At 70.4% G+C, this 13,726-nt stretch carries 10 protein-coding genes; 1 reads left to right on the top strand and 9 read right to left on the bottom strand.

Features of this window, described 5'->3' with window-relative positions; all coding sequences use genetic code 11:
• The first annotated feature begins 436 nt into the window (after positions 1–436).
• Positions 437–1,405, top strand: a complete 969-nt coding sequence (locus ACZ7OY_RS00435; protein ID WP_471909343.1) for an NAD(P)-dependent oxidoreductase — start codon at positions 437–439, stop codon at positions 1,403–1,405.
• Here the strand turns inward: ACZ7OY_RS00435 and ACZ7OY_RS00430 are convergent.
• From ACZ7OY_RS00430 to ACZ7OY_RS00390, 9 genes are all read right to left on the bottom strand, one after another.
• Positions 1,402–2,046, bottom strand: coding sequence for an HAD family hydrolase (locus tag ACZ7OY_RS00430; protein WP_471909342.1), 645 nt, complete (start codon positions 2,044–2,046; stop codon positions 1,402–1,404). The two genes, ACZ7OY_RS00435 and ACZ7OY_RS00430, sit on opposite strands and share 4 nt — an antisense overlap.
• A gap of 74 nt (positions 2,047–2,120) precedes the next feature.
• Positions 2,121–3,533 (bottom strand): hypothetical protein, encoded by a 1,413-nt coding sequence (locus ACZ7OY_RS00425; RefSeq protein WP_471909341.1) that lies wholly within the window; start codon positions 3,531–3,533, stop codon positions 2,121–2,123.
• Between the two features lie 637 nt (positions 3,534–4,170).
• Entirely contained in the window at positions 4,171–5,364 is a 1,194-nt protein-coding gene (locus ACZ7OY_RS00420) for an SUKH-4 family immunity protein (RefSeq protein WP_471910331.1), read from the bottom strand.
• 397 nt (positions 5,365–5,761) lie between these two features.
• A complete protein-coding gene (locus ACZ7OY_RS00415; protein ID WP_471909340.1) occupies positions 5,762–5,896 on the bottom strand; it encodes a hypothetical protein in 135 nt (44 codons plus the stop codon).
• The gene (locus ACZ7OY_RS00410) at positions 5,893–8,202 is read right to left on the bottom strand and encodes a xanthine dehydrogenase family protein molybdopterin-binding subunit (RefSeq protein ID WP_471909339.1); all 2,310 of its coding nucleotides are present in this window, start codon (positions 8,200–8,202) and stop codon (positions 5,893–5,895) included. The genes ACZ7OY_RS00415 and ACZ7OY_RS00410 overlap by 4 nt, the downstream gene beginning before the upstream one ends.
• On the bottom strand, positions 8,199–9,737 hold the full coding sequence (locus ACZ7OY_RS00405) for a (2Fe-2S)-binding protein (RefSeq protein ID WP_471909338.1): 1,539 nt from the start codon (positions 9,735–9,737) through the stop codon (positions 8,199–8,201). The genes ACZ7OY_RS00410 and ACZ7OY_RS00405 overlap by 4 nt, the downstream gene beginning before the upstream one ends.
• Positions 9,734–10,627 (bottom strand): FAD binding domain-containing protein, encoded by an 894-nt coding sequence (locus ACZ7OY_RS00400; RefSeq protein ID WP_471909337.1) that lies wholly within the window; start codon positions 10,625–10,627, stop codon positions 9,734–9,736. The genes ACZ7OY_RS00405 and ACZ7OY_RS00400 overlap by 4 nt, the downstream gene beginning before the upstream one ends.
• A 343-nt stretch (positions 10,628–10,970) precedes the next feature.
• Positions 10,971–12,593, bottom strand: coding sequence for a beta-N-acetylhexosaminidase (locus ACZ7OY_RS00395; RefSeq protein ID WP_471909336.1), 1,623 nt, complete (start codon positions 12,591–12,593; stop codon positions 10,971–10,973).
• Positions 12,594–13,417: 824 nt separating this feature from the next.
• Positions 13,418–13,711, bottom strand: coding sequence for a DUF3039 domain-containing protein (locus ACZ7OY_RS00390; protein ID WP_351622890.1), 294 nt, complete (start codon positions 13,709–13,711; stop codon positions 13,418–13,420).
• Positions 13,712–13,726: the final 15 nt, after the last annotated feature.

The raw sequence follows: 13,726 nt of genomic DNA, 5'->3' as shown, positions 1-13,726 counted from the left end.
CGCCCGGTTCCGGCAAGGACACCATCGCCGGTGAACTTACCCGGCTTCGGCCCGAGTTCGCTCTGTTCCAGCGACTCAAGGCCGGTCCCGGGCGTACGACGGGATACCGGCTCACGACCGTAGACCACATCGAGGAGCTGTCGCGCGCGGGAGGACTCCTCTACCGCAACACTCGCTACGACGCTGAGTACGCCATCGACCGGATGGGCATCGCGGCGCTGGTCGACACGGACCGCATCCCGATTCTGCACATGGGGCAGGTCGTAGGTGCCAGCGCGGTGGCTGCCTTTCCTCTGCACTGGATTCGTGTGCTCCTGTGGTGCCCCTTGGACGTCACGGAGTCTCGTTCCATCGGCCGCGGAGACAAGGACGTAGAGGCTCGGGTAAAGGTCTGGCACGAGACCCGCGAGGATCTGTTGGCCCATGAAGCCGAGCCATGGACCCTCACCCTCCGGACCGACCAGCTCAGCCCGACCGAGTCCGCCACCGCCATCATCAGCGCCATCGCGTCCACCGTCTCAGCCGAGAGACAGAACATTCGGGAGCTTGTCGGATGACGACGCTCGGCATCCTTCACCCAGGCAGCATGGGGGCCGCCGTAGCCGCTCAGGCGCGGCGCTCCGGTGCCGAGGTTCTGTGGTGTCCGGCCGGACGCAGCGCGAGGAGCAAACTACGAGCCGCGCGATACGACCTCACGCCCGTACACGCCCTGCACGAGATGGCCGAGCGGGCAGACATCATCCTGAGCCTGTGCCCGCCGGCCGCCGCCGAAGATGTGGCACGGAACGTCGCGGCTTGCTCGTACGCCGGAATTTACGTCGATGGGAACGCCGTCTCCCCCGCAACGATGGCCAACATCAGCGCCATCGTGCAGCGCTCAGGGGCAACTGCGGTCGACGGCTCTGTGATCGGATCCCCGCCATCGGACTCAAAGAGCCCTCGCCTCTACCTGTCCGGGCCACACGACGCTCTGCATCCGGTGGGCCAGCTCTTCGAGGGGAGCGCCGTTCAAGCACGTCTCCTGTCGGGCGAGATCGGACAGGCTTCCGCGCTCAAGCTCTCGTACAGCAGCTATCAGAAGGCCAGCCGCGCTCTGGCCGCGGTCGCCTACGCCCTCGCCACTGACCACGGAGTGGAAGCGGAACTACTCGACATCGCCAAAGGCCGTACAACCAGCTACCTGGCAGAGACCGCGTACTTCCCGAAGGTCGCCGCTCGGGCATGGCGCTGGGGGCCGGAGATGATGGAAGCGGCTCACGCTCTCGAAGAGGCGGGGCTTCCCTCTGATCTGGCCAATGCCGCAGCCGCCGTGATGAAGCGATGGGAAGGCCTCAAGGACACATCACCAAATCTCGCTCTCGTACTGGAGGAGCTGCACACTGGCCCAGGGAGCGAGCCAGCCTAGACCGCTATCACCTGTAGTACCTCGATGGCCTCCGCGATGCCCGGCACGATGACGTCGGGCTTGCAGAGGCCATCGGTCCATTCAAGGCCGTTGGCCACCCAGAGTGTCCTTAGTCCTGCCGCCCTCGCCCCGTCCATGTCCGTCTGGGGGTTGTCGCCGACCATCCACCCGCTGGCGCTGAGCGACGCGCCGCATTCCGCCGCCGCCGCCTCGAAGAGACGACGCTCTGGCTTCCGTGCACCTACCTCACCCGAGACACAGATGCCGTCGAAGAGCGGGGTCAGACCGGTCGCAGCAAGCTTGGCGCGCTGGATGTCCCCCGCGCCGTTAGTCGCGATGCCGATAGTCCACCCGGCGCCACGGAGCGCTTCGAGCCCTTCCCGGGCTCCGCGGAAGCAACGTACCGAACGTGCGACGCCATCGACATACTCATGCCATAGGTCTGCCGGGTCGTCACCGAGACCGAGGACCGCTCCGAGACCCACGAAGTCCTCAGGATGCGCCCGATCGCGGAGCCGATCGCAAACGACAGCTTCCGTCTCCTGGGGCAGAGAGCGCGAGCGCACAAAACCACGAACCCAGCACTCAAGACCCGCGCGACGGTCGATCAGAGTGTTGTCGAGGTCAAAGAGTGCCAGCACACGGCGAACCTTAACAAATAATCCCCACCTTCGCGGCATCACATCAAAGCGCTTGAAATTGCATGCGGCAATCGTCACGTTACTTCGATATCTTCATCCAGGGAAATAGGGTCGCCAATTTCGAAGTGCTTGGCCAATAGGCCACTAACCCGAATCCGATCCGGCTTATCGTATGGAACGAGAAAAGCTGTAAAGAGTGTACGAACCTCATCCAGCCTCTGTGGCGCCTTGGCTTTATACATGGCCGCAAGCGCAACAACGTCATTTGGGTGCCTAGCACCATAGGCATGTAGTACTCGAACGGCGATCGTGGAGTCCTTGTGTTCGTGCAGCACATCCAGAGCGCGAAATACTTGATCTGTCGTAGCGCCCTCACTCCACACAGGAAGTGCCGTTCTTATTACTCCGTACAGGGGGCCACCCTGCGACCATCGGCTATAAAGCTCAAGCAACTCCGTCGTCGTCTTCGACGACGCGATGCTTGTTGCCAGAGTTTGGACGGTGTTATATACAGACCAGTCTGGCGTGCTTTTAATTACCGTTTCCGTGATCGATGCAGTGACTTCTATTGATCCGAATCTGATCGCGTCGTCCAGCAGGCGGATTGCGTCGACCGAGCCACGCCTATTGCGGCCCAACTTCTGCCAAAGCAATGCGGTCTCCGCGCCGCTGAAGTGGGCCGCAGCGAGCGAAAGAAGCCTTGCAGCATCATTGAATCGCTGATCCCTGTGCGCATTGAACACCTCCTCCGCCACCTCGTCGGGATTATATGGAAAGTACCGATCTGGCTGGCTGTCAAACCTTTCTCCGAGTCTTTCCTCGGCCTCCAGTAGCCGCTCTTCTAGTTGTTGGCAGCGCTCTTCCGCATCCCGTCGCAGGGCGTTCACTTCAGCCAGCTGCCGCTTCAGATCGGCCATCTCGGCTTGAAGTGATTCGGCCTCCTCTTTGATTCGCTTGTTTTCCCCAGAAAGAGAAAGGAGTGAGGCTTCAGATTGCACCCGATCCGCCACCCAATCCCCACGCAAAAGCGTTATTTGCTGCTCCGCCTCCCGCGCAGACTCCTCCTTTTGATCGAGAAGTAGCTCCAGGGCTTCTTGCTGTCGACGGAGCTGTTTGACAGCCCGATGAGACCTGTCCACCTCCTCTCGCAGGTTCTCCACCTCGTAACTCTGAGGATCGGAAACCTTTAACGCGCCCATTCGGAGGCGGTGAACCCGTGCTCGCGCTTCCTCAGTAATTGCCCGACCATGATGACGTTCCAGTTCGGCGAAAAGGCGATTGATGAAGTCTTGGTTAGCCACGCGTCGGCCATTTAGATATCGAGACACGATGCTCTTATCCATCGCCACGCGAGCCGCGTACCTCTGCTGCGGGATGTCAAGACCGTTGAAGAGAGTTGTCAACGCCGTTGCGAGTGCTGCAACCTCGGGGAGCTGGCTTACCTCTATCTCTGTTCGTCGGCCTTGTGACCTGGCAACTTCTCCCATACAACCGTGCTCCTATCGGATCAATGCTCTGCTGAGGATTGGCAACCGTTGACGACTTCAGCAACTACGGAAGGTGCCCGATGCTCTTGTCATTCGGTTGCCGTCTAACACAAGGAGTCCCAACCGCCAATGGAAACCCTGTATCACGCGATGGGGCATGCCCGAAGCATGCAGCGCGTCCTCCTCTTCGCCATCGGCATCGTCCCCATGACGCTGGTGACAGTCTCTGCTCTGCCGGCGCTGCTTGTCCTACCCTTCATGGGATCTGGTGGACTTCAGCGAGCTGAGCGACTGGTGCGGGAACTCGTCTCGTGGACCAGGGTGCTACTCCACGGAACCAGGAACAGCCGTGCTAGCGCCTAGCCTTGGGGCATGGCAGCTGGCTACTCGTTGCGGAAGCCCGTCTCAGTTTCCGTCTCGTTCGTCTCCGTTCACTGACGTCCAACACCGCGCGGGCGGCGTCAGTGATCACTTCATACGTACGGGTCTGAACGTCGGTGGACGAGCACAGATCATGCCCTGACCAGCCCGGACGAACCTGCAAAGCGAGTTACGTGGGTTCGAATCCCGCCATGGCCTCTGGTTTGCCTGACCAGGCGGAGCAGAAGGGCGGCACCCTCGGGGGTGTCGCCCTTCGTCATGCGTGCAGGACCCCGCCCGCCTCGTCGCCGAAGGCCTCCGGCCAGTAGCGGCGGCCGTCGTCCGTGGCGGTGGACGGGGTCGGGTCGCAGGCGAGGGGGTCGGCCTGGGCGAGGGTGCGGGACATCGTGTCGGCCAGCTGACCGTAGGCGTCGGTGAGGGCGTGGACCGCGTCCAGGGACTTCTCGCGGTTGATCAGCCAGAGGGTGAAGGCGAGCGTGGAGACGTCGGCGTTGAGGGGGCGCAGGGCGGCGTCGGGTTCGCTCCAGCACAGGACCGTGCCGGTGGCGCCGTCGACGACGAGGCTGGTGTCCTCCAGGAGGTGACCGAGGCGGATCAGCCGGTCGGCGTCGGCCGGGAGGCCTGCGGCGGCGGGCCCGGCGTCCTCCCGCTCGGTGGCGTGGTACTCGGCGAGGGACGCCAGCGGCACGTCCGTGTCCAGCGCGAACCAGTAGCCGTCCTCCGGCAGGCCCGCCTCCCGCAGGAAGCGGCGGGTCGGCTCGTGGGTGAGCGCGGGCGGGAAGTCGACCTCCTCGAAGCGGGCGACCCGGCCCGCGCCGAACGCCTCGTCCAGCAGGCGGGGCGGCAGGTCCAGGGCGAGACCGGACGTCGTCCCCGGGCCCGCCACCAGGGACAGGGGGCGGATCACCGCGGTCATCCGCCAGAAGGGTCCCGGGTCGCCGTCCGTGCCCTCCTCGAACAGGGCGAGCAGGTGCTGTGCGGCCTGCGCCGCCGCCCGGGGGCCGAGGCGTCCCGCGTACGAGGCGAACTGGCCGCGCAGGGCCGCCAGTTCGTCCGCCGCCGTGGCGAAGCGCACCAGCTTCTCCAGCGAGGGGGCCAGCGGGCGACTGTCCATCAGGTCGGGGCGGTCGTGCAGGAAGTACGTCGTCGAGATCGCGCCGGTCGCGCCGTCGAGCAGCAGCGACTCGGTCTCGCGGCCGTCCATGCCCAGGATCCCGCCGATGACCAGCCGGTCGCGCAGCTCCGTGGTCAGCCGGTCGGGAGCGCCCGTGGAGTCGGCGACCGTGCGCAGGCCGTCCGTGCGCAGCGCGGCGAAGGACAGCAGGTCGCCGTCGGCGGGCAGGCCGGGGCCGCTCAGCCAGCGGCGCGTCGGCGCGTGGGTGACGTAGGGATCCAGTTCGTCCTCGGTGAAGGTGATCACCGCGGTGCCGGCGGTGTCGGTCGTGCTCATCATGCCCCCGTGCGTGCAGTCGCTGTCGAAGTGCCGTTGTCCCGCAGTCCCCTGGTGGACCGGCCCCGCGGGCGCGCCGTCCCACTGCCCAGGACACTACGCGGCACCACTGACAACGGACCCGGTGAGAAAGACGCCGGGTCCCTCCCGCACGTTCCCGTCCCACCGAAATCACCCGCAACGTCTCCCCCGACGGGCGGCAGGGCGGCGGGAAGCACAACACGGCGGCCCGGCCCGCGCGGACAGCGCGGACAGCACGGACAGCACGGACAGCGCGCACAGCACGGCGGGGCCCAGCGCCTCAAGACCTCAGCGCCGCATGGCCTCAGCGCGGCAAGACCTCAGCGCCGCAAGGCCTCATGGCCTCAGCGGCCCAAGGCCTCAGCAACTCGGCGCCTCAGGTGAAGTACACGCCGCCCAGCACCACGACCACCGCGGCCAGGACGAACAGCAGGACCCACATCAGCAGTTTGCCGACACCGGGCGCCGGTTCGTAGCCGCGGGGCTCGGGCTCCTGTCCGGGGGCGGTCACTGCGCGGTCACCACCGCGGCCTGCGGGCGGATCGGCAGCCGGTTGACCGGGCGGCCCGTGGCGGCCCGTACCGCGGAGGCGATCGCCGCGGGGGACGTCACGACGGGTACCGCGCTGACGGCCTTGGCCCCGAAGGGCGCGACCACGTCCCGCTCCTCGACGAGCTTGACGATCCGGATGTCGGGCGCGTCCAGCGCGGTGGGCAGCGCGTACCCGGTGAGGTCCGGGTGGCGGACCAGGCCGCGCGGGGTGCGCAGGTTCTCGGTGAGGGCGATGCCGACGCCCTGGGTGACGCCCGCCTCGATGCGCGCCGCGAGCTGGATCGGGTTGAGGACCCGGCCCACGTCCTGGGCGACGGCCAGCTCCACGACCCGTACCGAGCCGAGTTCGATGTCGACGTCGACGACCGCGCGGATCGCGCAGAAGGCGAGACCCACGAAGGCGTCGCCCTGTCCGGACTCGTTCAGCGGCTCGGTGGGGTGGGGGCGGCACTGGGCCGTGGCCCACAGCTCCTTGCCCTCCAGGGCCTCGGTGACGGTGGTGGACAGCACCCCGTCGTACGACGTGATCTTGCCGTCGGTGATCTGGAGGAGCTCGGTGGACATGCCGAACTTGTGCGCCAGGGGCTGGAGGAGCTGCGTACGGACCATCTTGGCGGCCCGTTCGACCGCGCCGCCGGACACCCAGGTGTGCCGGCCCCGGCAGCCGGGGCCCGCGGGCGGCTGGTCGGTGTCGACCGGCGCCACGTGCACCTCGTCGATGCCGAGGGTCTCCTGGACGATCTGGCGGGCCAGGGTGGTGAAGCCCTGGCCGGACTCCACGGCCGCGCACAGCACGGTGGCCACGCCGTCGTGGACCTTCACGGTCGCGGTGGAGACCTCGTCGGCGCCCTCCGCGCCGAGCATGTGCACCATGCCGAGGCCGTAGCCCACGCCCCGGCGCACGGCGCCGGGCTCGCCCGCGCCCTCGGGGCCGCCGGGCAGCAGCCACTCGTCCTCGGGGGTGTCCTTGGGCAGCGGCGGGAGCGGGAACTCCTGTACGGCCTGGAGCAGTTCGGCGACCGGCGCCGGGCAGGTCACGCTCTGGCCGGTGGGCAGGATGTCCCCGGTGGCCAGGGCGTTGCGCAGCCGCACCTCGGCCGGGTCGAGGCCCAGCTTCTTGGCGAGCTTGTCCATCTGCGCCTCGTAGGCGGCGCACACCTGCATGGCGCCCTCGCCCCGGACGTGGCCGGAGGGCGGGTTGTTGGTGCGCACGGCCCAGCCCTCGATGAAGGCGTTCGGCACCACGTAGGGGCCGCAGGCGAAGGAGACGGCGGCGGCCAGGGCCTCGGAGGAGGTGTCGGCGTACGCGCCCGCGTCGAGCAGGATCTGCGCCTCGACCTTCACCAGCCGGCCCTCGGCGTCGGCGTGGTGGCGGTAGCGCAGCAGGGTGGGGTGACGGTGGACGTGCCCGAGGAAGGACTCCTCGCGCGTCGCCGTCAGCTTCACCGGACAGCCGGTCTTCAGCGCCAGCAGACCCAGCGGGAGCTGGAAGCCCTGGTCCTCGCGGTCGGCGGTGGCGCCGGGGACGCCGGTGACCACGATCTTGACCCGGTCGGGTTCGAGGCCGTAGCAGGCGGCGAGGGTGTCACGATCGGCGTGCGGGTCGGTGGAGGCGACGTACAGCTCGACGCCGCCGTCGGGGCGGGGCACGGCGAGGCCGGCCTCGGCGCCGATGGGGGCCGGGTCCTGGCGGCCGATGCGGTACTGGCCCTCGACGACGACCTCGCCGACCGCGTCCGCGTCGCCGTGGCGCAGCGGGATGTGGCGGATCAGGTTGCCGTCCGGGTGCAGGGGCTCCGCCTCGAACGCCAGCTCGGGGTCGATGACCGGCTCGTGCACCTCGTACTCGACGATGACGGCGGCGGCGGCCATCCGCGCGGTGTCCGGGTGGTCGGCGGCGACGGCGGCGATGGGCTCGCCGTGGTGGCGTACGACCTCGGAGGCGAACACCGGGCGGTCGGCCCTGCCGCGGCCGTACAGGGCGCTGCCGGGGACGTCCTCGTGGGTGACGACGGCCCGTACGCCTGGCATCTCGCGCGCGTGGCTGGTGTCGATGGAGACGATGCGCGCGTGCGGGTGCGGGGAGCGCAGCACGGCCGCCCACAGCAGTCCCTCGGCCCACAGGTCGGCCGCGTACGGGAACGTGCCCTCGGTCTTGGCGCGCGCGTCGGCGGGCCGCAGGGAGGCGCCGAGACCGTGCGGGATCGGCTCGGGGGCGGGGGCTGCCTCCGCGGGGGTGATCGCGGTGGCGGCTTCGTTGCTCACGCCTGGCCTCCGTCCTGGCCGTACGTACCGTCGTGCTGACCCGGGGTGCCGGGGATGCCGGGGGCGCCCGGCAGGTTGAACGCGGCCGGGTTGACGCTGCCCGCGCCCGGTCCCGCCTGGTGCGGGATGCGCGCCTCGGCGGCGTCCGGTTCGGCCTCGGCCTCGGCCGCCTCGGCGGCGGCGAGGGCCTCGCGCTCGGCGACCACCTCGTGCACGGCGGTGAGGACGCCCCGGTATCCGGAGCACCGGCACAGGTTGCCGCACAGGGCCTGGCGGGCCTCCAGGTCGGTCGGGGCCGGGTTGCCCTCCAGGAGGTCGTGCAGGGTCATCGCCATGCCGGGCACGCAGAAACCGCACTGCACGGCGCCGCACCGGGCGAGCGCCCGCTGCACGTCCGAGGGCCGTCCGTCGACGGCCAGGCCCTCGACGGTACGGACCTCGCTGCCGGCGGCGGTGACGGCGGGGACCAGGCAGGAGGCGACGAGCCGGCCGTCGACCTGGACGTTGCAGGCTCCGCACTCGCCCTGCGAGCAGCCGTCCTTGGCGCCCGCGAGGCCGAGCCGCTCACGCAGCACGTACAGCAGCGACTCGCCGATCCAGGCGCCCGCGACGGGGCGCTCGGAGCCGTTGACGCGCAGCACGTACGAGGCGAGGGGGTGGTCGTCGTGGAACGGCACGGCGAGGTCGTCGTCCGGCGCGGCGGCGCCGTCCTGCGGCGCGTCGGTCTCCGGGCGGTCCGCCGGCGCCGCGTCCGCGGGGGGTGCGTCGGCCTCGGCGGCCTCCTCGTGCACCCCAGGGGCCTCGTGGGCGCCCTCGGGTACGCCGGCGCCCTCCGGGGCCCCGGAGGGCTCGGGAGCGCCCTGGGCGGCCGCGTACGGCTCCGCGTGCGCCTCGGCGTGGGACTCGGTGCGAGGTTCGGCGTGCGGCTGCGCGAGCGCCTGCTGCCCCCACGGCTCTCCCGCCGCCCCGGTGGTGTCGGTGGCCCAGGGGGCGGGCGCGCCGCCGGGGAGGGTGGCGGGCGGGTTCCCGCCCCACTGCTCCACCAGCGCCGACGTGGTGAACTCGCCGGACTCGTCCGGGAGGTCGCCGGTGGCGACGGGGATCGACCAGCGGCCCGTCACGTCGTGCCCGGCGGCCGGAGCCGCGGCGGACTCGGCCGGTCCGGCGGCCGCGGGGTCCTCGAAGTTCCACTGGCCGGTGGAGCCGGGGTGGTACGTGAACCGGTCGCTCGCACCCGCCTGCTGGGGCATGGCGTCGGGCTCGGGCCAGCGTCCGGCGTCCGCGGGCGCCGCCCAGCCGCCGGTGGCGGCCGGGTCGGTCGGCGCGTCCGGGGACGTGGCCGAGATCTGCGGCGGGACGTAACCGTGGCCGGGCGCGGCCAGCGGGCTGTCGCCACGCCCGGCCAGCAGGGCCTCGATGCCGCCCTCGGGCAGCTTCACGAAGGCGGTGGCCCCGTCGTCGTAGTCGCCCTGGGGCAGCGGGTCCCAGCGGCCACCGCCCCGGGGGGTGTCCTGTCCGTGCTGGTCGTCGCTCACGACAGCGCCCTCCCCAGTGCTCGCCGGGCCAGCGCGGCGACGGTGCGCCGCAGGTGCAGTACGGCGGGCGGAAGCTGCGGCACGGAACCGTCCGCTTCCTGCGCCGGGTCCGGGATGCAGGCCGCGGCGACGTACTCGCCGAAGGCGTGCAGCGCCTCCGGGACGATCGTGCGGTTGTTGTCCCAGTCGATGAGCCGGGCGACCCACTGCTCGGCCTCCAGGGGCCGCAGCGGCATCGGCGCTATGGCTCCGACGGCGCACCTGACACCACGCCGGGCCGGGTCCAGGACCAGCGCGACGGACGCGGTGGCGCGGCCCGGGCCGGTGCGGCCGGTGGCCTTCAGGAAGACCTGCGGGGCGTGCAGCAGCGGCACGCGCACGTAGCCGATGAGTTCGCCGGCGCGCAGCATCTCCATGCCCGCCAGCAGGTGCGACACGGGCATCTCGCGGCGCGCCCCGCCGGGGCCGGCGATGATCAGCGTCGCCTCCAGGGCGGCGAGCACCGGCAGCGCGTCGCCGGTGGGCGAGGCCGAGGCGATGTTGCCGCCGAGGGTGCCCGCGTTGCGGATGTGCGGCGGGCCCGCGGCGCGCGCAGCGGCGGCGAGCGCCGGGATCAGGGCGGCGAAGTCGGGGCGGCCCATCCGGGCGTGGGTCAGACCCGCGCCGAGCAGGGCGTGCCCGTCCTGGTACTGCCAGCCGCGGATCTCGCTGATGCGGCCGAGGCCGACCAGGGCGGCCGGTCTGAGCTGGCCGGAGTTCACGGCGGCCATGAGGTCGGTGCCGCCTGCGACGGGCACGGCCGTGGGCATGGCGGAGAGCGCCGCCACGGCCTCGTCCAACGTCGTGGGCAGCGTCACGGCCTGCGCCGCCTGCGGTGCGTGCGTGGTCAAACCGGCTGCCCCTTCCCGCTGCCCCACTTGGGTCCCACCTGGTCCCACCTGTGCTGCCGTACGGTACGTGCTGACAGGGCGGACGTGGCAACTCTGGCACATCTTCGCAGGACCCGAACGCAGGGGTCCGCTAGGAGGCATTCGCCCACCTCACCGGGGTGATGGCAGGGTTTTGCACGAGATCTCCGGTGTATGCCGATTGACACTCTTCGGTGACTCTTGCGCGGCTTTTCCGTGACCTGTTCGGCGCGACCCGCGCCCGCCCCCCGGCTGCCGCCCGGCACCACCGGCCCGGCGCGACCGGCCCGGCGCGACCCGCGCCCGCCCCGGCCCGCCGTCGGCGCTACCGGCTCGGGGGCGGCCCGTCGAGCGGGCGTCCGGCGACGCCGGGGCGCCGCTGCCAGGGGTGCGGACCGGCGGGCGGCCGGTAGGCGACGCCGAGGGCGTCCAGCCGCCGGTAGTGGACGGCCATGCGCCGCTCGAAGCCGGCGAAGTCCCGGTCCGCGGGGGCGGGCAGCCGGCCCCAGGCCACCTCGGCGAACGCCGCGAGCCGCGGGAACGCCTGGTAGTCCACCCGGGCGTGGTCCTCCATCGCCTCGGTCCACACGTTGGCCTGGGTGCCCAGCACGTGCCGCGCCTGTTCCGGCGTCAGCTCCTGCGGAACGGGTTCGAAGCGGTAGACGTCCTCGAGGGTGCGGACATATCCGATCGGGACGGGCTCGTCCGGTCCGGCGTGCTGCCGGTAGTCCAGGTAGACCTGCTGCTCGGGGCACATGACGACGTCGTGGCCCGCCCGTGCGGCGGCGACCCCGCCCGCGTAGCCGCGCCACGAGGACACGGCCGCGCCCGGGGCCAGGCCGCCCTCCAGGATCTCGTCCCAGCCGATGAGCCGGCGTCCGCGCGCGGCGAGCCAGTCGGCGAAGTGCCCGACGAACCAGGCCTGGAGCCCGTCCTCGTCGGCGAGCCCGAGTTCGCCGATGCGGGCCTGCGCGGTGGGCGACTGCCGCCACTGGTCCTTGAGACATTCGTCACCGCCGACGTGGACGAACTCCGACGGGAACAGTTCGAGCAGTTCCTCGAACACTCCCTCGTAGAAGCGCAGCGTGTTGTCGGTGGGGGCGAGTACGTTCGGAGAGATCCCCCAGTTGTCCCAGACCGTGAGGGCGGACGTGTCGACGACATCGGTGTTGCCGAGTTCCGGATACGCGGCGATGGCGGCCTGCGAGTGTCCCGGTACGTCGATTTCGGGGACGACGGTGATATGCCGCTCGGCGGCGTAGGCGACGATCTCCCGGATGTCGTCCTGCGTGTAGTGGCCACCGTGCGGCTTCTCCTCCCACAGCGGGGAGGCCCGGTGACCGAATTTCGTGCGCGCTCGCCAGGAACCGGTCTCCGTCAGCTTCGGATACTTCTTGATCTCCACACGCCAGCCCTGATCGTCCGTCAGATGGAAGTGGAAGACGTTGAGTTTGTGCGCGGCCATCAGATCGAGATAACGCAGCACGCCTTCCTTGGGCATGAAGTGCCGGGCCACGTCGAGCATGAGTCCGCGCCAGCGGAAGCGGGGGCCGTCCTCGACGGTGACCGCCGCAAGCTCCCACTCCCGCTCCGGCCGCACCGGGGCCCGGCGGAACGCGTCGGGGCCCAGAAGCTGGCGGAGGGTCTGCGCGCCCCACAGGACGCCGGCCGCGCCGCCGCCCTGGATACGGCACTGCGGGCCGTCGACGACCAGGCGATAGTCCTCCGGGGGCAGTGCCGGATCGATGCTCAGCACGATGCGGTCCCCGGCGTCGTCCGCGCCCCCGTCCTCCGCGAGGGGCAGGCCGGTCGCCGCCCCGACCGTCGCCCGCAGCCAGCGCGCGACACCCTCGGTGCCGGGTCCCGCGACCAGGCGCGTCGCCCTGCCGAGCCGCCAGTGGCCCGAGGGGTTCCGGGAAATGTGCCGGGGAGCCGGAATAAGTCCCATCACGTCTGTCACATCAGTCCTTTACCGCTCCGCCCGGTCCGGGGACCGGTCGTCGCTGCACGAGTACGAGGAAGATCCAGGAGAGATCCGAGGAAGATCGGCACCGGAATCGCCGGCATTGCCGAAGCCGCCCGGGCATCCGGCCGGACGGGCGGGAAGAGGGCCCGCCGAGCGAATCCGACAGGGTTCGCCGCATGGATGAACGCGGCCCCCGCCGGGGTCTCCGCACGGCTTTCCGCGACCGTTCCCGGGCTGTTCCGGGGCTGTTCCGGGGCTGTTCCGGGACCGTTCCCGGGCGCTCGCGCGGACCCGAGTGCCGATGCCCGGCGACCCGGCCCGGCAGCGCGGACGGACCGGGAACCGGAAGCGGGCGCCGACGCGCAGGCGGAGGCGGAATCGGGTCGCCGGGTCCCGGAATGCGATCACGGTGATCGAGGCGGGAAAAAGCGATCGGCCCCGACCCCGTGGAAGCCGTGGCCGAATTCCCGCGGCCCGGCCGCAGTGTGCCGGGCCGCACGGATCGGCACTCCGGGCGGGCGGTTTCACGGTGAACCCTTCGGCGGGCGTTGCAACATACGCAACGACGGTTTCGCAACGCACAACACCGCTGAGGCTAGGGACATCACGGACACCCCCACAAGAGGTCTGAACCAATCCGTGACCGTGCCCGCGTCCGCGCCCACCGCATTCGTGCCCACCGCATTCGTGCCCACCGCATTCGTGCCCACCGCACCCACCGCACGGCGAAGGCCCCCGGGGCGCACGGTCGATGCGCCCCGGGGGCCTTCTGAACGTTCTAGGAGGATCCTGCGGACGAGGGGCTACTACTTGCCGTCGCCGCCCTTGCCGCCACCCTTGCCGTCGCCGCCGGCGCCCATGGAGTCGTAGATCTCCTTGCACATCGGGCACACCGGGTACTTCTTCGGGTCGCGGCCCGGCACCCAGACCTTGCCGCACAGCGCTACGACGGGGGTCCCGTCGAGGGCGCTCGCCATGATCTTGTCCTTCTGGACGTAGTGGGCGAAGCGCTCGTGGTCACCGTCGCCGTGGGACACCTGTGGCGTCGGCTCTACGAGGGTTCCCGTACCAGTCCCGCGCTCGGGCTCGAGAGTGCTCATAGGCCCAAGGGTACT

Source organism: Streptomyces sp. NPDC107559 (assembly GCF_055657365.1).
The sequence above is the reverse complement of the archived record's forward strand: the minus strand, read 5'-3'. Positions and strand labels throughout refer to the sequence as shown.

Coding starts and splice junctions, on each gene's coding strand:
- ACZ7OY_RS00390 (WP_351622890.1), bottom strand. CDS start 13,711: ATGAGCACTCTCGAGCCCGAGCGCGGGACTGGTACGGGAACCCTCGTA.
- ACZ7OY_RS00395 (WP_471909336.1), bottom strand. CDS start 12,593: ATGGGACTTATTCCGGCTCCCCGGCACATTTCCCGGAACCCCTCGGGC.
- ACZ7OY_RS00420 (WP_471910331.1), bottom strand. CDS start 5,364: ATGAGCACGACCGACACCGCCGGCACCGCGGTGATCACCTTCACCGAG.
- ACZ7OY_RS00425 (WP_471909341.1), bottom strand. CDS start 3,533: ATGGGAGAAGTTGCCAGGTCACAAGGCCGACGAACAGAGATAGAGGTA.
- ACZ7OY_RS00435 (WP_471909343.1), top strand. CDS start 437: ATGGACCCTCACCCTCCGGACCGACCAGCTCAGCCCGACCGAGTCCGC.